Source organism: Nitrospira sp. T9 (genome assembly GCF_052156535.1).
In the GTDB taxonomy this organism is placed as follows: domain Bacteria; phylum Nitrospirota; class Nitrospiria; order Nitrospirales; family UBA8639; genus Nitrospira_E.
The window spans coordinates 25,706-44,088 of record NZ_JBQKUP010000019.1 but is presented as its reverse complement, the minus strand read 5'-3'; the positions used below and the strand labels follow the sequence as shown (position 1 = coordinate 44,088).

The window sequence follows — 18,383 nt, the reverse complement described above, 5'->3', positions numbered from 1 at the left end:
CGTAAGGTTTTGCCGAATTCATTCGTCTTTCTCTGTGTAGGGATTTCTCCATTTAGCATCCACGTCAGGAGCCCAAAAGGTCGTATCGTTGTTTTCTAAAGCTCGGCGGTCAAAATCCTCCGCCATCACCTGGATCACGGTGTCCTCCCGGGTTGGCGCTGCCGCGTGTGGCGGGTATGCCCTGACATATGCCTGTACTGCGTGGTTATCCGTTATCCTACCGTTGGCCAAATCCGAAGCAGTGCTAACGGCCAGCATGATGTCTTTCGTGATCTATACGGCAGCCATTCTCTGGGCATTTGCGGCAATCACTCCAATGCGGGCATGGCTCGTCCTCTTGATATCCACCGGGCTCTTGGGGGGCATGACGCTACTGATGACGTAGAACGGCGTGTCAGGGCTAGACAGTCTATCTTAAGAAATGACTGATCCATGAAAGAAAGTTTTACGCAAAACATGGATTGGCTCCATACCTGGGCAGGCCTGCTCTTCGGCTGGCTGTTGTTTGCGATCTTTTTCACCGGCACGCTGACGGTGTTCGATCAAGAAATCACCTACTGGATGCAACCGGAGTTGCATCAGGTCACCCCCGCCCCGCTTAATGTGGAGGCCGCCGTGCATACCCTGGAACAGCTTGCCCCGCAGGCCGAGCGCTGGTGGATTGAGCTACCCAGCGAACGCACGCCGGTCTCCACCATTCGATGGAGCCAGGATGGTGCATCCGTGTCCCGGGTGATCAATGCCCAGACAGGACAACCCCTCCCTCTTCGGGACACTTATGGAGGAGAATTCTTCTATCGATTTCACTATCAACTCTTATTGGACCAGGCTGGCATCTGGATTGTGGGTGCAGCCGCCATGGCTATGTTGGTCGCGCTCGTGACCGGAATCGTCATTCATCATCGCATCTTTAAGGATTTTTTTACGTTTCGTCCCAAAGCGTCGTCTCATCGGGCCTGGCTCGATGCGCATAACGTCACAGGTGTCCTGGTCTTCCCGTTTCACCTCATGATTACTTTTACCGGACTCGTCATCTTTTGGTCGATCTACATGCCGGCGGGGATACAGGTGCAATATGATGGCAATATGGACGATTTTTGGGCCGAAGCTGAATCCTTCATTGAACCGGAGAGGGCAAATCAGAAGGCCCCCTTGGTTTCATTGATGGACCTGGAACGCCAAGCCAGGCCATATTGGAAGGGAGGCCAAACCCAGTCGATCGTGGTGAGTCATCCTGGCGATCGTCATGCGCTGGTGCACATTTACCGTCGGTCGAACGATCGCTTGAGCTTATATAATGACCGCGTGAGTTTCGATGGGGTTAGTGGTGAAATCCAGACCGTTTGGATCAATTCCAAACCCGCGTATATGGCTCAGTCAGTCCTTTCAGGATTGCACTTTGTGCAATTCGGCGGTGCCACGATGCGGTGGCTGTATTTTGGAATGGGCTTGGCATCAAGCGCCATGATTGCCACAGGGTTGGTTCTGTGGGTCGTCAAGCGGCAGGGGCGTCACACGGCAACCGATGGAGTGGGATATCGGCTCGTGGAAGGATTTAATGTGGCGGCAGTAGCGGGATTATTAGTGGCCACGGCGGCGTACTTTTGGGCCAATCGCTTGTTGCCTGCCGAGCTTCCTGGACGTGAACTCAGGGAATTACAAGTATTATTCACAACCTGGGGTCTGTGTCTGGGGCATGCCCTACTCAAAAAATTTTTCGCGCACTGTCCATCATTGCGAATATGGAGAACGCAACTCGCCATGGCGGCCATGTTATTCGGACTACTACCGATCGTGAACGCCATCACCACGGAGAGCAACTTGCTCCAATCTCTTTCCCAAGGAGAGTGGGAAGTGGCAGGGCTCGACCTCTCGTTCCTGGTGAGCGGCTTGGGATTAGCGTGGACGGCCAGACGTCTTGACCAATCCGCACGTGCATCATCTCGTCACTGGAACTCCCACCCCGTCGCTTCAGGTGGATAAAAAAAACCGAACATGGACATTCTCGTATTCCTACTCTCCTATGGCGGATTATTCACTTTATGCCTGGCCATGCCGAAGCACTATCAAGCCATCCTGGGACAGTCATTCCTTCCTTCAAATCCGTCCCCGGTCCTGCTGATACTGAAAATCGTAGGTTGCCTGATCCTGGGACTATCCTTGGTGGTGGCAGTTGCCACGGCAGGATGGTCGTTTGGCCCGGTCCACTGGGTAGGGTTTCTGTCCATGGGCGGGCTCACGCTGATTTTTGTGCTTTCCTATGCCCCACGCCTCGCCCTGATTTTTGGATTCCTTTCCCTCTTTTCTGTGCTCCTGATCCTCCTCATTCACTGGACTCAGCCACAATTCTGAGTCTTTGAACCAATCTACCTTTCTACAATCAATTAATGTACTGTTGACTGCATTGCAAGATTATACTTCAGATGTGAGTTTCATATATGTAGAGACGTTTGACATCATCAACTCGCCTTCCTCGTTCTTAGCCGTAATAGATATAAATGCATCTTAGTTAACGTTAGAAAAACTCAAACTTGAGAGAGCCAATCACTGTGAGAGGCGCACCGGTATAGACGATCTCCCTAAAATTCTGGCTGCCGGTCATGTACCGTTGATCCAGAAGGTTCGTAAAATTCACCGCAGCCAGCAGGTTAGTTCCTTGGGAAAAATTCGGCTTACGGTAATACAATGCCGCATCCATTCTGACATAGCCTTTCATCTCAAACGGTGCTTGGCAGTTGGCCGGATCCTCGCATTCGAAGACACCATTTTTTTCGCCTTGCGCATATATGCCAATTCCGGCCCCGAAGCCTTTCACCACGCCTTCCTGGAAAAAGTAGGTTGTCCATATGCTGCCCTGGTTTAAAGGGACGTTGGAGACTCGGCTTCCTTCTTTAAACATGACGTCTTTGCGGACCCGCGTATCGGTATACGCATAGTTGGCAATAATCTCCCACCCAGGCAATATCGTCCCCGCCACGTCAAATTCGAACCCCCTGCTGCGCTGCTTGCCGGTTGCCTGGGAAAATGCGAATCCGTTGGCGGGGTCGGCCGTCAACACATTCGTTTTGTCGATCTGAAACACCGCCATGTTAGCCCGCAATTTGTTGTCAAAAAACTGGAATTTGAAACCACCTTCCCATGCTTTTCCACGCTCAGGCTTAAACAGTTCTCCGTCGATCCCTCTTGATCCGATTGCTTGTGGCACGAAGGACTCTGTGTAATTGGCAAAGATGGCCATAGGCTTCCACGGTTGATACGTAACACCCACCGACGGACTGAATCTCTTTTTGGTTTGCTTATCCTTGTTCGTGTCAGGATCAAAATCCGTTGGGCGGTTGGTGAGTTTCTGTTCAAAGATATCGAACCGACCGCCTCCATGGACATGGAGATTTTCCAGGAGGTCGATTTGATCACCAAAATACAGACCGAAAATGTAGTTGGTTTGTTTGGTATGGCTGAATTCATCAAGAGGAATGTCTACGAACTGCTTGTCAGATGTATCGAAAATATTAATGTAGCTGAATCCTCCCGGTGTGGTTGTATCACCACCGAAATCTGAGTAGGCTTTTGCCGAGGAACTCTCTCGACCCAGTTCGATGCCAAAAAGAGTCTTATGCTTAATTGAACCGGTTGAGAACTTGCCGTGGACTTCGTTTTGCATGTAGTTGCTTGAAACGTTTGTCGGAATTTTAAATCGCGCCAGATCGAGGATTCCATCACTTTCAGGACCGACCAAAAACCAGGACTCCAGAGAGTCATATCGGCTGCTGGTCCAGGCCCCTCTGTACGCAGTGCGCCATGTGAACATATCATTGAATTCGTGCAGAACTGTCGCGGTGACCTTTCCGCTATTATTCTCATCTTTTTTTGTCGGGTCGCCGAGGAAACTTTTGATAGAGATCGGCGCGACTCCGTCACCGATGGCCACCAACCCCCGATCGATAGGGGCCTTATTATAGAGATATTCACCTTCAAGCCGGAACGTCGTCCGCGAGCTGATGTCCCACCCGAAAACCGGAGCGAGAAAAGCGCGTTTCGACTTGACCCCCTCCCGATAACTTTCCGCCGATTCGAACATGCCATTGAACCGATAGGTCAACGTCTTACTCTCGTTCAACGGCCCTCCGAGTTCTACCGTCGGTCGATAGAGTTCATAACTGCCGCCAATCATTTCTCCGGAATAGAAAGCGTTCTTCAAAGGGGCTTTCGTAATTTGATTGATCACACCACCGGGATCGGATCGCCCGTAAAGATAAGACGGCGGACCCTTTACCACTTCAATGCTCTCAAGGTTGATGATGTCGCGTGGAGCTCGCGAACTAAACGTGCTGTCGTCCCGAAAGCCGTTCTTGAACACATTCAGATCGGACGCAAAGCCCCGTATAATGAAGGTGCCGCCCTGACCGCCTTGTGTACTGGATTGATAGGTACCACTTGCATTTCGAAGCGCCTCGTTCATACGAATGACCTTCTGGTCTTCGATCACCTCCTTCGTCACCGTTTCAACCGACCGGGGCATCTCCTGAACGGGAACAGGAATTCTTGAGGCACTTGACACATCTTCGGTTGTGTACGGACGATCACGAACATCCTTCACCACCACCTCCGGCACCTTCACTGTCCTAGGCTGGGAAGTTTGGCCATTCACGCTTTGAGTGGATTGTTGTACGGAAGTATCCGCCAGAGGCACAGGGGGCAAGACTGCAGAATTCTCCCTTTTGCTAATCCTCACGATCTGAGGACCAGTTATGCGATATTCGAGGCCTGTCCCTGACAGTAAATGCTTCAGGGCGGATTCGGGTTCATGCGCACCCGACAGGGCTTTGTTCTGCAGACCTTCCGCGATTTCCGTGCTATAGAATAATTGCCATGAACTTTGTTCCGCAAAAGCTGTAAGTGCGGTATTCAGAGCTTGCGAAGGAATGTCGAACCGGATAGATTCCTGTGCGGATGCAGAGGTCGTCCAATTTCCCAGGAGTTGGAGGATCACCAAGGTCAGCCCCATCAACCACCCTGACACTCGCTTTCGCCTGAACTCCTTTGCTTTGTGTCTTTGTGCTCCTACTCTAATTTTTGACATCGTTTCACTTCCTTCCTAAATCATCATGTGAATGAGGTATGGTATGTATAAAGCATAAAATGATGGACCATGCCGCTAACTCTTCAGGTTGCTGGCCAAGCGCCGCTCAAGAAGAAAGCACCGCTTCTCTTTAAAATTTCGATTTGAAAGTGAGCACTTAGGACAAAGAAGATCAGCCTCCTTTGAACATGCCTACTTCACAAGACGGTTCAGCAGAAGAAACCCAGACAGACAAAATGCAAAAATTTTGCTGGAGGGATCTCTCCCCGCAAAAGTCGAACAAATGTCTTTTTTCCCAAGAAGGTTTGTTGAGTGAATGGAGTTGATTGGGTGAGGAGACAATCTTACTGAAGGATAATAAGGCGATCGGTGAGATGCAGTGAGGCAATAGGCAAGGTCCGCTCAATCGTGGTCACAGCGGAGTCTAAACTATCAAGATCGAATACACCGCTGACCAAATGTTTTCGAAGGGTATCGTTGACAATAAGGATGTGTCCGGAGCGGTAACGATTGATCTCTTCCACCACCTCAGTCAAGGGAACAGCTTCAAAAATAAGTCTTCCACGCTGCCAGGCTGTAACCACGCGTAAATCGACCTTTTTTACTTCGCCTAATCCTGATTCGTCCCCGAATTGAACGCTCTGACCGGCTTGTAGACGCGCAGAGGAGTTGGGCTGTCCATGCCCTGGGGGAATCGATACATCAACGACACCTTCTATCACCGTCACGCGGACAGAGTGATCCAACTTATAGACGAAGAATTCCGTCCCGACAGCCCGAATCGTTCCTTGGTTGGCCTGCACAATAAAGGGTCGTGAAGGATCCTTGGCGACACGAAACGCAACCTCTCCATCCAGCAGGTCCACACCCCGTATTTTTGGCGAATAGGTAAGATTGACCGCAGCATGTGTGTTTAACCGGACAATACTGCCGTCCGTCAATTCCCATGTGGCCTGTTCTCCCGTTCCGGTGGAATAATCAGCCCCCCAGTAGTTGAGAAAATTGGATTGAAGAGTATAGGAAAGAGCCACTACCGCCATAGCGGCGACAATCGCTTTCCAGACCCACCAGCTCTGACGGTTATTATATGGTGATGTGGAAAGAGAATCGCCGACTGTCTGCAGGAGCTGTCTGCGGACTTCCCGGGATCTGTCCGGACTGATCAGTGAATCTCGCAAGGGTTCCATTCCATCCCAAAGCCGGGATGCCTTTTCGAAGGCTCGCTGATGCGCCAAACTTTGTCGGCGCCACAAATCCGCCGCACGACGGTCATTCTCAGTCGTCTCCCCTGATGTGAGGCGGACCAACCACGTCACGGCTTCCGCTTCAAGACGATCGTGTTCGCTGTCCGGATAATCAGTGCCCGACATCAGGCAATTTCCCCTTCCACACCTTTTGAATATTTTGCATCGGATAATACCCTGTGTTGTTTAAGAAATTCACTATAAGAACGATTCAATCGACAAAAACCGGATGGTGGCACAGAAGCGGTTACACCTCACTATCCTTTTATGGTCCACGGATGGAGATTGATCGAATGGCAAAAGGGCTGCGCCAGTTTTAATCGGACCCAACGGTGTACTTGAAAACCCGGGCAGGAGGCTGGATAAATTTCAGGATTATGAGAGTGTTCAGGACCCTTGAAATTGAATAAGAGGATTTTTGGGAAAACCGGCTAGGGTTTTTCGGAGAATTCTGTCGCCTCATTCAGTCGGCGACGGCATTGATTCAACGCGCGGGCAATATTTTTTTCAACGGTACTCATGCAGACATTCAACCGGTTCGCGATTTCACGATGCGCAAGACCTTCATATCGATTCAACAAAAATATTTCCCGACACAACGGCGACAATTCCTCAATAGCCCGAATGACAATCCTCAGTTCTTCTTTTGCTAACAGAACCGATTCCGGAGTGGATGAGGTATCCGGTTTCTCAAGCAGGAGAGGCTCCTCTTCCGATGACGCCATTTTCCATCGTATCTGAGTTCGGAGGTGATCCGTCGCCAAATTTGCGGCAATGCGAAAAAGGTAGGACCGAATATTGCGAATCGACTGAAGATCCGATAATTGAGATAAGCGGAGGAAGGTTTCCTGGGTCAGATCCGCAGCGGTTGCTTCACAAGCGACACGACTGATGAGAAAACGCTTCACATCTTGTTTATGCTGATCAAATATGTGTGCCACCTGTAACTGGATCATATACATGTTTGTCCGATATCCGGGATAAGGTTCTTCATATTGATGCCCTTTCTGATTCCAAGACATATGTCATCCCTTAAAGTTGTATTCATTGCCCAAGGAACCCTCTTTTCCAATCCATAAAAAAAGCCCAATGTGCAATTGCACCATTGGGCTTTGGTCTCTCGGATCTCTAGCCTCACACTATCTAAAAAGCGCGGCAGTGTTGTAATTCAATTACATCATTTCAATAGAAAGAAGTCTCCATCGTGCTACAGAGGTTGTTTCCTTGTAGAAATCAAAAATTGATATTGATTGTTATTATTATTATAAATATTGCCACTTCGTCAATACCCCCTAAAACTACGCAAACGAGAGTACTGCATTTCAAAGGAATCTACGTTCAGGGGAAAACACCTGCCGGCCCTGACCCGAATCTACCTTGAACAGATTTCCCAGCCGTGGGAAATCTCCAATAAGATAAATTGCCATATCCCTTCTCCATCACACCGCCTTTGAAATTATTAAAAGAAGAGAATACAGTAAATCCTCTCCGATAAAGCTCGCTTCGATCGAAGAGACTCGGTCTTTTGCTTTATTAAGGATAGAATGGTCCTAACCTTTCTGGAACAGATCGTCCATTATGAAACGCATTCTTCTTGTCGATGATCATGAGATGGCCAGGAAAGCCATGAAACATTTTCTTGAACACCATGGGTATTCCTGCGAGGAAGCCGAACACGGAGCCGTCGCCCTGGCTAGGTTGGAGCAAGGGCCGAGCATAGATCTCATCGTTTCCGATAACCACATGCCGGTCATGACCGGCATGGACTTACTCCTCCAGGTAAAAGCCAACCCTTCATTTGGCTTTATCCCTTTCATTCTGTATTCGGGAAATATCACCGACGAGATGTACCAACGGGCAAATGAGGCGGGAGCTCTGGCCGTATTTAACAAACCGTACAATTTTTCAGATTTTGTCGGGATGGTTAATAAAGCCCTCAAAACGCCGTAATTCGTGGAGAGGGCACTTCCGGCGTTCCTCATCTCCAAAAGATTGTAATAGTTTAGCTTATCCGTGAGGTGACAGGTTTCACAGAGAAGCATATATTCAGCCTGGAAACCGGGCTCTTTGAAGTATGGAGAAAAGAGGGTACCGTCAAAAGAATTCGATCGAAGCACCGATACGGTATCCGAAGGGGTCTGTGAACCATGCTCTGAGACATGGTCAACCACCCACAATCACATGCTACAAGAACAATCACGCCAGAGGACAGGTCAGGGCGCCACCACTTGAAAAAGATTGCTGTAGTCGTCTGTCCAGAGGATTTCCTCGAGGGATCGCCAGGGTGCAATCCGGAAGTTGACGAAGGGGTCTTTTAAAAACGCCTGGTTGTTCGTGACCAGGATCCAATCACTATAGCTATTCCCTTTCTCAGGGTCAGCCACGTCTTTGATCCAGAGCGCCTGCTTGCCGAACTCTCTGGCCAAGGCCCGGACTACGGGGCTGAAGTCAAAGTGGCGATTCGAGACATGAAGGGCGAGAATTCCGTCGGGTTGTATATGCTCCCAGTAGAGAGCAAAGGCCTCCATTGTCAGCAGGTGCACCGGAATGCCGTCGCCACTGAAGGCATCCACCGCTAAAATATCGAAATCCTGTCGATGCCCCTTCTCCAATTCTCGCTCAAGGGAAATTCGTCCATCTCCAAAGACAACCTGCTGGGATCCCTTGGCATCTTTGAGAAACGTGAAGTACTCCCTCGCCAATCGATCCACCTCAGGATTGATTTCATAAAATCGATACGTATCGCCGGGCCGGGCATACACTGCTGTGGTGCCAACCCCCAACCCGATGTTCCCAACCCGCAGGCCCCCCTGTCCTTTCCTGTCCTTGAGGGTGTTCAACCTCAGTTGTTGAGGATGACGGCTGATGGCTAAGCTGATTCCACTGAACGGCCCGTAATAGGCTGTCGGGTAAGAATGCCGGGGGGAAGTCAGAAATTGCCGGCCATGGTTGATTCGACCGTGATAGAGGAAACGGCTGGCGGACTTCGTCCCTTTGTCCGTCTCCTTTACTCGCAGGACACCGTAAAAATTACGCGATGTCAGGATAGTACTCGCTTGCTGCTCGTGAATATGCAGTGCCAGAAAACCTGTAAGAGTGGCAATTCCCGCAACAAACACAACCCTTTCCGACCAGAGCATGAGTGGCGATTTGAGCGGATCCCTCGTTCGAAACAGGCAGATTCCCAGGAGCATCATCGTGGCCACCAGCCCAAAATGAAATTCCCAGTATCCTTGAAAGAGAACGGGTGCGACCAGGTTGACAAACACCCCACCCAACGCACCTCCCAACGCGACCATGAGATAGAAGGATGTGAGAAATTTGGCGGGAGGCTTCAAGCGAACCAGTTCGCCATGGCACACCATGCAGCAGGCAAAAAGGACGGCCGAATAGATGAAAATCTGGAGGTAGATATTGATCTCCGTCTCCGCATATTCCTGGTGCAGCAGGTAGACGACTGCGGGGAGCAATACCAGCAACACGGGCACCCAGACCCGTCGGTCGTACCATCGCGGGTGATCGAAACATAGAATGAAGGAGATTAGGTAAAGACCCAGCGGGAGGACCCAAAGAAACGGGATGACCGCGATATCCCGACAAATCTGATTCGTGCTTGCGAGGAGGACAACTGATCCGCAAGCTGCGAGAGCGAGGGTCAGAAGATTCTCAGGCAGACCCGGCTTCTTGTCTGGTCTATACTCAGGATTTTCTGAGAATCCGCTCCTCCTGGCTAATCGAAACAGCGGCCTGGCGCCCCAGGCACACATGACCGCATACAGGCCGTACCCGGCCGACCAGAAGAGGGCCTGCATACGCAAACCCAGTTGCGGCTCGATAAAAAAAGGATAGGAGACCAATCCCAAGAGTGAGCCCAGATTTGATAAGGCGAAAAGCCGATAGGGTGACACAGTGGGATGGACTCGATTGAACCAATGTTGCAGGAGAGGGCCAGAGGCCGAGATGAGGAGAAACGGCACCCCAATAGTCACCATGAGAAGGAGAATAATCGTCAGCATCGGATTTTGTGTGCCATCCGGCTTCCATCCATCCCCTGGGGTGATAGGGAGAAAAACCAGAGAACACACCACCAGACCCAGGTGAACCAGCGCCTGGTGCCGAGGAGAGAGATAGCTTGCGAGAAAATGGGCATAGGCATACCCGACCAGAAGAAAGACCTGAAAGAAGAGCATGCACGTCGTCCAGACCGCCGGGGTGCCTCCAAACCAGGGAAGAATATACCGGGCGATGATGGGCTCTACTTGAAACAGCAGAAAGGCACTGAGAAAGATCGCAATGGCATACGGGAGGACAGATACCTGGGGCATTTTTGGTGGGAAGGAAGTCATGACCTTCATGTTGACAGACGGTGGCGATGGGGCATTGTTCATACACGCAGCCGATTTTGCATGGTCATGGCCGGATTACGCCTGCCTCTCACACGATCAACTCTTCATTCGGTTCATATCCATGCACTCGGTCCACCCTGAAACGCGTTAAGCATCGAACCGATGTGCCCTGAGACGGGAACCATTAATTCTATCTGCGTGCTCCGCCAAGCCATCCCCTATTAAACAAATGGCCTAAATGTCGGGCATCATACTATCCTTTTCCTAGACGATCCACGCTCCACAGGTTTAATGTGGCACATTTGGATTAGACCATACATTCCAACTGCTGAATTTTGACAAAAAAAGGGAGAGATCGTATTGACCTCTCCCTTTTATGAAACGTATTGGTGTTCTGGTTAGAACCGGCTGCGACGTTTATCGCCGCCAAAATCTCCACCGCCGCCACCATACCCTCCACCACCCGTGCGTGGAGCTTGGGGTTTAGCTTCGTTGACCGTCAATGTGCGGCCACCAAACTCAGTAGAATTCAGGGCTGAAATTGCCGCTTGCGCTTCCTCTCCCGAAGACATTTCGACAAATCCGAACCCGCGCGATTGGCCGGTGAACTTGTCGCTGATGACATTGGCTGACTCGACCGTGCCGTGTGCCGAAAACAAGTCGGTTAATTCTGCTTGAGTCGCGGAATACGGCAAACCACCTACATACAATTTTGAACCCATGGGGGTCCTCCTTTTGAAAAATGATATTGTCTTAGGCTCGAGAAAGGGTAAAACCTGGAGAAGGAGTAGGCCGCGGACGCTGCATTCATGCGACAGTGGACAGACACTTTTCGAGTAATCTCTCGGGCAAAACAACACCGGTTACGGGCTTTGGTAATTTGATTGCTCATCGCCAAGCCCTAGGCGTTAAGTTCATTCAAACTAGCACAAGAGAACGGAAGAAGATAGCCAATTCCAGAAAGAGGGGGCGGAAAATTTGACTGAAATATAAGCCTGGCTCTGAGCAATTGAAGCGAGAAAGTCTTTTTCTTTAACATTTTCAGGGTTCTACGAGAAAGCCATCCCTTTCTGGCACGAAAGTACCGTGTGAAAACGCGCCGGAAATACAGTATCCAAATCAGAATTTCCCATCGGCTTCCACACTAATTTTTCGCGGAATTCCCAAATGGTCAGGCTGTTCCTTGCCCAAATGAACGGATTTCCCCTCAGCTACCCTGGCTTAGATAACCGATTTGTCGTCGTGAAGAGAGAGGCATACGTTTCATTTTTTAACGAAACGAAGAGAATAAATATACCACAGGAGTGACTGGCCCATTCAATGTGCTTCCCCTGATGTAATAAAGTCACAGAAACAGCATTCACATTGGAAACCTGAGGGAAATTTACTCCTAGACACCTTGGAGTTCCTGCTCATAACAATTCCAAATACGAAGGGCATAATACAGGGGAGCATGATCATTGAAACAATCAATGGGTATGTCACTGAACTCGCCATTGGACCATTGATTCATCACCTCACGAAGAAGTTGAACCTGGCCTCCCACACCACGCTGTACCCTTTCCAACATGGAGGGATTATCGAAAAGCTTTCCAGTTTCATCGATGTATTTAAGGAGACCTACATGTTCATAACGACCCCACTTCATCAAGTTCAACGCATTGGGACCCCAGAGTGGTATTCGAGCAACCACATCATTATTGTTCACAAATCGATACCCACTGACATAGAAATCCCTCGCAAAGCTCTCATCCCCTACCAAAGGAGACCCAAAGGTGTAGAGCCCTTGCACATCACCATAGCGGTCGGCAGCTAATGTCGCCAGAGCCGCGCCAAGACTATGGCCGGTAAACCAAAAAGTTCGATTTGGCTTTTCCTCTTTCAATCCATTCAAATACGCCTGGAGTGGTTCCCACACTTCGTCCAATGCCTTTTTAAAGCCTTCATGCACAGACCCACCTTGACCAGATACGATTAACCGAAATTTTCCGTCCGTCCACAAATCCTTGACTACCTGGCGCCAGATCTCACCAGGGAGCTTACCTCCTACCGGCTTCAGCACCTGCGTGCCGCGAAAGGCCACAATCACAATATCCTGGGTATGGGCCACATAGCATTGGGTACTTCCACCATTACTAAAGGGCTGATTGCCTTCCACGATCAAGCCGGCCTTAGTGTATTGAGGAATAGCAAATTCATTTTCGGCATACGCCAGCAAGGCGGCTTCCGCCAACCACCAGGCATTCGCCAATTGAAAGCTTTGGGACTTAAACCGGAATGGATGTTGGCTGGCATCGGCGAAATATTTATGGTTCAAATTGGGAGGTAACACCACCTCTATATTGGGACGAGGAATAATCTTCGGCATGGGCTGAGACTTGTTATGGACTGAACTTATGTTCCCATGTGACTGGAAACAGGTCCATTGCCACAGAGTGATTCCAAACGATGACGTTTATAATTTGCCTGGAAAAGGCATCAATGGAGGAGAAGTCAAACCCTACGGTGCATCTTTTACCGAGGAGAAGGAACGCTCTTTGAAGTTTGACCACAGACATTGCGATTGCTGGATTCTAATGGGGAATAGAAAATTTTGAATCACTCATTTTTTCCCGCTGCTCGTGGCGGGAATCCTATATTTGAACTGTGCCAAAATTGTCAATTAAAAGCTAGCAGCCTGCTGAAACTCAAAAACATGTAAAGGTCTATATTGACTCAACACTTCAGGGACTTTAGTCACCAACGGCAGGATGTTCAAACAGGCCCGTCCAGCAAGGCCGCATGCGCTTTGGCGGGCTGAGCGTACAAAGGAATACGTGCACGACACAGAGCCGACCGGCTTGCCCGTACCCGCTCCGGCGAAGGTAGAGAACGCAGCTGGCCAACTTTCAACACCCTGCTAGACATGAAACGGGTAGGAATCCTGGATCCGAGAGACCATCACCACGCGAATATGTCATTGATCAACAGGACAGGAATGGGGCCGGTCAGGAAAGGTTTAGTGGCTAAACGAAATGGCGATCGCACACTATTCTACCTTCGCTTAGGAGGAACTAAACCAAAGATACACTTTTAAAACCCATGTTGGCCTTCAACCTACATACAGGTCCGTCTTCTAATTTTTCAAACAGGCGACAATGGGGCATTCCCTCAGCCCTTCGACACATCCTTTCCGGAATAGGCTGAATCCTGAAATACAACCCTCCTACCTAAAGGCAAATCAAATGTGCCCGTGGCTGAAATCTGCCCCCCTTCGCTGTTTTCCGTCACAAATTGAAATGTTCCGGTAATATTACTACCACCGGAACCACCACTGTTAGGAGCGAAATCCTCTAAAGTAATGGTCCCCTCGGTATTGGATTGGTATGAAGTGGATCTTCCTTCTTCTACCATTTCAACCTGCACCTCAAAATTTTCACCCACCCTCAAAGGATCGGGTGCCACCAAATCATAATCGCCAGGCTGTGCCTCACCAGGGACTCGAAAAATTATAAGAAACTCTCTTTTGTCATTCCTATCTGAATTGAGATTCGCAACCAAAAAGTAGCCGGGGCGCACTCCAGTCACGGGGTCCCCTTCCTTGGGGGGCAGGTAGGTCACCACACCTTCCCCCGACACTTCACCACTCACAGATCCGGATAGGCTTGCGGTAAATCCTGACTGATCTACCTTAGGCTCTTGGGAAGCAGGGTCAGTGGATGAGTCCGCACATCCACTGCTGACAAGCAACATAATTAAGGCCGCTGTTTGTCCAAAAATCTGATACATTGCTGACATTGCTCCCTCCCCAATTGACCCTTTTGCCTCTCCCACTCTGAGAAACCGGGTTTTTGTCGTTTGAGACGTTATTCTTTATTAAAAATTCGAGTAGAGCGGGGATTATGACATTCTTTTACTGCGTTCGATTCAGTACCGTCATGAATTCTTCCTTGAGGGCCGGGTCATCTTGGATTGATTGAAAAATTGTATTGTAGTCCTTGATGGTCAATCCATGATCTGTCACGGCCTGACTCATCTTCCGGTTAGCCTCTTCTTGAAGAGCTTCACTTTTGGTGGGGTCACCTGCCTGGATGATTCGCTCCTTGTATGTCGTATGGATTTGGGAAATTTCCTTGTAGGCTCCAGCAAAGGGTTCAAGATTCGGCCCAATCAATTCCTTCTGCATAGGTTGGGATTCAACTTTCTGAGGTTGAGCATTAACATTTTGCGCATGTACCACAGAAAAAAGTCCCAAGCCACATAGACTCGGAATCACCAGCAGCACACTCAATTTCCGTAAACTCGTTGCCATGGAATTCATACCAGCTCTCCTTTGTTAGTTTGATTAAATATTCCCCAGCAAGCTGAGATCGAGTAACCATTCATACCTGTCAGGGCTTGTTATCTTTTCAATACGGAAACGCCGCAAACTCAAGTAGGGGTTCTCCCGAAAAATCATTTCTTCTCCTAGAACAATGAATGAGATAGGAAACCCATTCATAACCGAATTTTCCATCCCATACTTTTGCATATAAGGCAAAAGCCAGGCCAAAATCAGCGGCCGAAGTGCGGGAGTACCATTTTGTAAGGCATAACTTAAGTCATGGGCGCAAAATCCGCCTCGAAGGTTTCTTTTTGGGTGATCCTGATTTTTCTACAAGTAGCGTAGGGAGGACCCTACGAATGCACCTGAATCCCTACAGTTTCAAACGAAAATAAACTGGGAAAACTTGAATAGTCATTGGGGAGTCATTGGGAGTGTCCGCATTAAGAATCCATATCTTATCCATTGACTTGGTATTTTTACTTTCGTATAGAGATCACTTTTGCGTGAATTCCATTGTTGAAAAAGAATTTTTCGTCGTATTCACAAAGGGAAAACCCAGAGAGAAGTTGATATATCTCAAAGGGAACACCAGAATGGAGGGACCATGCTCGATCAATGACGCTAGGCAGAATATCAAATGATATGAGATGGATTGAACCACATGCCCTATACCCATTTCTTAATAAAGGGCCCGGAGCATTCTCGAAATATAGGCATTTCGTCTCACATCTCTCGCCAACATCTTGGCTCAGATTATTTGACCAATAGAGTCATCACAGAAAAGTATGGGAAGGGCAGGCGATTTAATTACCGAGAATCTCTTTTCGCAAGAAAATCACGACTGCATGCTATTTGAGAATACCAGGCATGATTGAGGGGGGATAACCGGGAAAAACAGGAAGATGGTGAGTAGCATTCTTCAACCCAGTATGAGTCCAAATGCGAAAAGTCCTTCTCTGCAATTCCCTCCTGGATCTGCCTGCAAATAACAGGGGGACTCTCCTCTTCAATTTCAGAGAGCACTACCACTCAAGCAGCGAAGCATGACATGTGACGACTAAGCGATAATTTCATAACATGGCTTGAAGTTCTGTTGATCAATTTTCATGCGATGCTGATTGATGAAGGATTGCAGGAGTTCATCCATGAGTTTCATAATCGTTGAATCCCCGTGTATGGTAAATGGCCCATTTTTTTCAATGGCATTGAGCACTTGCGACTTCACATGACCGGCGACGATTCCTGAAAATGCCCGACGCAAATTCGCGGCCAACATATGGATGGGTTGGTCGACATGGAGATCCAATTCCGCCATCGACTCATGTGTGGGCTCAAACGGTTTTTGAAATTCATGGTCGATGGTTAGATGCCAGTTGAAATAGAAGGCGTCATGGGTGTGTTTTCGAAATTCCCGTACGCGTTGCATGCCTGTTGTCATTTCATAGGCCCCACGCTGAGGATCGTCAATGATGATTTGATATCGTTGCGCGGCTTGAGGGCCGAGCGTTTGCTTGATAAAGGTATCAATCGTGCCAAAATAGCTGGCACTGCCTTTGGGGCCGGTAAAGATAAGCGGAAAGGGCACCTCATTATTGTTTGGGTGCAACAGAACGCCGAGGAGATAAAGAATCTCTTCCAAGGTCCCCGCCCCGCCGGGAAATACGATAAACCCATGTCCGACACGCACAAACGCTTCAAGGCGTTTTTCAATATCCGGCATGATAACCAGTTCATTCACAATGGGATTCGGAGCTTCAGCCGTAATGATGCCCGGTTCCGTAATGCCCAAATATCGCCCGTTTTTAATACGTTGTTTCGCGTGAGCAATCGTGGCTCCCTTCATCGGTCCCTTCATGGCCCCTGGCCCACAGCCCGTGCAAATATCCATGGAACGCAAACCTAATTGATGCCCCACTTCTTTCGTGTAACGATATTCCACCTCACTAATCGAATGGCCTCCCCAGCACACCACCAAATGTGGATCATCAACAGAATGAATGATCTCGGCGTTCCGTAAGATATGGAAAATCGCATTGGTGATCCCATTGGATGTCGTTAAATCAAATTTTTTATTGTGATGTATTTCATTATGGACATAGATGATGTCACGTAACACCGAAAAGAGATGCTCTTTAATCCCTTGAATAATCTTCCCATCCACAAACGCACTGGCCGGAGCATTGATGAGCTCAAGCTTCACTCCGCGATCCCGTTGCTCCAAGGCAATGTCAAAATCTGCATAGCGCGCGAAAAATGCTTTCGTGTCGTCCGTATCATTGCCACTCGTCAGAACCGCTAAGGCACTGCTTCTGAAAATTTCATGAAGGCCGCCCTCACTGGTCTCCCTGAGCTTCTCAACTTCGTGCTGCGACAGCATGTGCATTGAGGTATCCGGGGTGATGCTCACACTCACGCCCTGACCTGAGGATGTACGCTTCGATGTTATGTACTCTCGATTGTTTTCCATTCTTACGCCCTAGCTCTTAGTCAAATGAGAACCCTTTTTGTGTGAACGTTGCCCAATGCTGGCCACGAGGAAGAAGTCAATTTATCACACCAACGTGTTCAGGCTCTATGGGCGGTGTCGGAACACGCCCTATTGCGCAAATGACATGGGAACACATCCGGTAAAATATATCGTGCTACGATTATGTCAAGAATCTGGAAAATTCGTTGAGGGTAGTCAGGCGAAGGCAGTGTTCGATATGATCACGAGGGGAAATCGAGATTATGCACCTCTTTACCAGTAATCTCTTGGGCTTTTGCGTTCCCTCCCTTTTGCCCTGACTTTTAAAAAGGTGCTCTCACTCCCCAAGTCATTCCTAACGGGTTTCATCAAAAATTGGGCTCTTGTTTCAACAAGGAGAAAATTGCATGAAGGAACGTTCTTTGCCTCGCTTCCCACTTATTCTTGGCCTTACAGCCATCTTCTTATGGGTAGGGGTTTTTCAGCATCTCAGTTTTGCCAATACAGAAAAATCCCTATATGACCGTCTGGGAGGCTATAATGCCATCTCTGCCGTCGTTGATGTCTTTTTAACAAAGGTTTGGGACGACCCGGTCGTGGGTCGGTTTTTTGTGGGAATGGGAACTGACACCCGGGATCAATTACGCCAAAAAAACAAAAACCTCTTGTGCTTTAGCACAGGGGGACCCTGCCAGAAGATCAATCGACCACTAGAACTGACCCATAAGGGTTTGGGAATCACCGACACGGAGTTCGATATCGTGGTTAACCATTTGGCTGCGACACTCAAGGAATTTAAAGTTCCTGAGCGGGAACATGATGAGGTGATGACCAAAATCGGCAATCTGCGATCCTATATTGTTGAACGGAAAAGTTAAAAACCATAACGGGTTATCCGAATTATGTCCTGCCTTTGAGGCCCGCGCTCATGGCGTGCAAG

The 18,383-nt window shown here is 49.0% G+C and carries 14 protein-coding genes; 5 read left to right on the top strand and 9 right to left on the bottom strand.

Annotation, left to right across the window (positions count from 1 at the left end; genetic code table 11):
• Positions 1-88: 88 nt before the first annotated feature.
• From ACTRXD_RS01580 to ACTRXD_RS01570, 3 genes are read left to right on the top strand one after another with little or no spacing between them, the layout of a single operon-like run.
• Positions 89-385, top strand: coding sequence for an iron transporter (locus ACTRXD_RS01580; protein WP_442430125.1), 297 nt, complete (start codon positions 89-91; stop codon positions 383-385).
• A 47-nt stretch (positions 386-432) separates the two neighbouring features.
• Positions 433-1,983 carry a PepSY-associated TM helix domain-containing protein gene (locus ACTRXD_RS01575; protein WP_442430124.1) on the top strand — a complete coding sequence of 517 codons (1,551 nt, stop codon included), beginning with the start codon at positions 433-435 and terminating at the stop codon, positions 1,981-1,983.
• A gap of 12 nt (positions 1,984-1,995) precedes the next feature.
• On the top strand, positions 1,996-2,352 hold the full coding sequence (locus tag ACTRXD_RS01570) for a DUF3325 domain-containing protein (protein ID WP_442430123.1): 357 nt from the start codon (positions 1,996-1,998) through the stop codon (positions 2,350-2,352).
• Positions 2,353-2,515: 163 nt separating this feature from the next.
• On the opposite strand, the gene ACTRXD_RS01565 is transcribed toward ACTRXD_RS01570, so the two are convergent.
• The 3 genes from ACTRXD_RS01565 to ACTRXD_RS01555 form a co-directional block, all read right to left on the bottom strand.
• Positions 2,516-5,080 carry a TonB-dependent siderophore receptor gene (locus tag ACTRXD_RS01565; RefSeq protein WP_442430122.1) on the bottom strand — a complete coding sequence of 855 codons (2,565 nt, stop codon included), beginning with the start codon at positions 5,078-5,080 and terminating at the stop codon, positions 2,516-2,518.
• 344 nt (positions 5,081-5,424) lie between these two features.
• Entirely contained in the window at positions 5,425-6,450 is a 1,026-nt protein-coding gene (locus ACTRXD_RS01560) for a FecR family protein (RefSeq protein WP_442430121.1), read from the bottom strand.
• A gap of 305 nt (positions 6,451-6,755) precedes the next feature.
• Positions 6,756-7,346 carry an RNA polymerase sigma factor gene (locus ACTRXD_RS01555; RefSeq protein ID WP_442430120.1) on the bottom strand — a complete coding sequence of 197 codons (591 nt, stop codon included), beginning with the start codon at positions 7,344-7,346 and terminating at the stop codon, positions 6,756-6,758.
• Between the two features lie 556 nt (positions 7,347-7,902).
• Between ACTRXD_RS01555 and ACTRXD_RS01550 the strand changes: the two genes are divergently transcribed.
• Positions 7,903-8,274 (top strand): response regulator, encoded by a 372-nt coding sequence (locus tag ACTRXD_RS01550; RefSeq protein ID WP_442430119.1) that lies wholly within the window; start codon positions 7,903-7,905, stop codon positions 8,272-8,274.
• Positions 8,275-8,537: 263 nt separating this feature from the next.
• Here ACTRXD_RS01550 and ACTRXD_RS01545 read toward each other — a convergent pair whose 3' ends face one another.
• The 6 genes from ACTRXD_RS01545 to ppnN form a co-directional block, all read right to left on the bottom strand.
• Positions 8,538-10,670, bottom strand: a complete 2,133-nt coding sequence (locus tag ACTRXD_RS01545; RefSeq protein WP_442430118.1) for a spermidine synthase — start codon at positions 10,668-10,670, stop codon at positions 8,538-8,540.
• A 398-nt stretch (positions 10,671-11,068) separates the two neighbouring features.
• A complete protein-coding gene (locus ACTRXD_RS01540; RefSeq protein WP_312645020.1) occupies positions 11,069-11,392 on the bottom strand; it encodes an RNA recognition motif domain-containing protein in 324 nt (107 codons plus the stop codon).
• A gap of 668 nt (positions 11,393-12,060) precedes the next feature.
• Positions 12,061-13,038 (bottom strand): lipase family protein, encoded by a 978-nt coding sequence (locus ACTRXD_RS01535; RefSeq protein ID WP_442430117.1) that lies wholly within the window; start codon positions 13,036-13,038, stop codon positions 12,061-12,063.
• Positions 13,039-13,820: 782 nt separating this feature from the next.
• Complete coding sequence (locus tag ACTRXD_RS01530; RefSeq protein ID WP_442430116.1) at positions 13,821-14,447, bottom strand: hypothetical protein; 627 nt, start codon at positions 14,445-14,447, stop codon at positions 13,821-13,823.
• 115 nt (positions 14,448-14,562) lie between these two features.
• Complete coding sequence (locus ACTRXD_RS01525; RefSeq protein WP_442430115.1) at positions 14,563-14,970, bottom strand: DUF4168 domain-containing protein; 408 nt, start codon at positions 14,968-14,970, stop codon at positions 14,563-14,565.
• Positions 14,971-16,033: 1,063 nt separating this feature from the next.
• On the bottom strand, positions 16,034-17,443 hold the full coding sequence (ppnN, locus tag ACTRXD_RS01520; protein ID WP_442430114.1) for a nucleotide 5'-monophosphate nucleosidase PpnN: 1,410 nt from the start codon (positions 17,441-17,443) through the stop codon (positions 16,034-16,036).
• Positions 17,444-17,850: 407 nt separating this feature from the next.
• Here ppnN and ACTRXD_RS01515 point away from each other — a divergent pair, with 407 nt between their 5' ends.
• Positions 17,851-18,321, top strand: coding sequence for a group I truncated hemoglobin (locus ACTRXD_RS01515; protein ID WP_442430113.1), 471 nt, complete (start codon positions 17,851-17,853; stop codon positions 18,319-18,321).
• The last annotated feature ends 62 nt before the right edge of the window (positions 18,322-18,383 follow it).

What these genes read in the sequence shown, in the direction of transcription:
- ACTRXD_RS01575 (WP_442430124.1), top strand. Translation starts at nt 433, where the DNA reads ATGAAAGAAAGTTTTACGCAAAACATGGATTGGCTCCATACCTGGGCA.
- ACTRXD_RS01570 (WP_442430123.1), top strand. Translation starts at nt 1,996, where the DNA reads ATGGACATTCTCGTATTCCTACTCTCCTATGGCGGATTATTCACTTTA.
- ACTRXD_RS01565 (WP_442430122.1), bottom strand. Translation starts at nt 5,080, where the DNA reads ATGTCAAAAATTAGAGTAGGAGCACAAAGACACAAAGCAAAGGAGTTC.
- ACTRXD_RS01560 (WP_442430121.1), bottom strand. Translation starts at nt 6,450, where the DNA reads ATGTCGGGCACTGATTATCCGGACAGCGAACACGATCGTCTTGAAGCG.
- ACTRXD_RS01555 (WP_442430120.1), bottom strand. Translation starts at nt 7,346, where the DNA reads ATGTCTTGGAATCAGAAAGGGCATCAATATGAAGAACCTTATCCCGGA.
- ACTRXD_RS01550 (WP_442430119.1), top strand. Translation starts at nt 7,903, where the DNA reads ATGAAACGCATTCTTCTTGTCGATGATCATGAGATGGCCAGGAAAGCC.
- ACTRXD_RS01545 (WP_442430118.1), bottom strand. Translation starts at nt 10,670, where the DNA reads ATGACTTCCTTCCCACCAAAAATGCCCCAGGTATCTGTCCTCCCGTAT.
- ACTRXD_RS01540 (WP_312645020.1), bottom strand. Translation starts at nt 11,392, where the DNA reads ATGGGTTCAAAATTGTATGTAGGTGGTTTGCCGTATTCCGCGACTCAA.
- ACTRXD_RS01535 (WP_442430117.1), bottom strand. Translation starts at nt 13,038, where the DNA reads ATGCCGAAGATTATTCCTCGTCCCAATATAGAGGTGGTGTTACCTCCC.
- ACTRXD_RS01530 (WP_442430116.1), bottom strand. Translation starts at nt 14,447, where the DNA reads ATGTCAGCAATGTATCAGATTTTTGGACAAACAGCGGCCTTAATTATG.
- ACTRXD_RS01525 (WP_442430115.1), bottom strand. Translation starts at nt 14,970, where the DNA reads ATGAATTCCATGGCAACGAGTTTACGGAAATTGAGTGTGCTGCTGGTG.
- ppnN (WP_442430114.1), bottom strand. Translation starts at nt 17,443, where the DNA reads ATGGAAAACAATCGAGAGTACATAACATCGAAGCGTACATCCTCAGGT.
- ACTRXD_RS01515 (WP_442430113.1), top strand. Translation starts at nt 17,851, where the DNA reads ATGAAGGAACGTTCTTTGCCTCGCTTCCCACTTATTCTTGGCCTTACA.